Origin of the sequence: Psychroserpens mesophilus (assembly GCF_050617655.1) — a bacterium.
GTDB classification, from domain to species: Bacteria; Bacteroidota; Bacteroidia; order Flavobacteriales; family Flavobacteriaceae; genus Psychroserpens; species Psychroserpens mesophilus_A.
Window position 1 is genome coordinate 1 of record NZ_JBODQC010000213.1, and the last position, 265, is coordinate 265.

At 58.9% G+C, this 265-nt stretch carries 1 protein-coding gene; it reads left to right on the plus strand.

Annotation, left to right across the window (positions count from 1 at the left end):
* The coding region (locus ACRHNM_RS16995) for a hypothetical protein (protein ID WP_431137809.1) at positions 1-265 on the plus strand (265 nt) is incomplete at both ends.

The following is a 265-nucleotide window of genomic DNA, read 5'->3' on the forward strand; positions in this document are numbered from 1 at the left end:
AAATGAATCAACTCATTCATCCGGACTGCCATCCCTTTACCGCCGCAGGCAATATGAAGCAAGTCTCCGCGTTCTATGAAGAAGGACGACGTGTCATGTGGATGATGCTGCGCGCCCAGCCGCGCCCCTGCTTCAATCACGAACTGACCGACGAAATCATGACCCTGGCGCGCGCCGCCAAGGACTCCGGCCTGCCCATCGACTTCTGGGTCACGGGCTCGCTGGTGCCGCAGATCTACAACGTCGGCGGCGACCTGAACTTCTT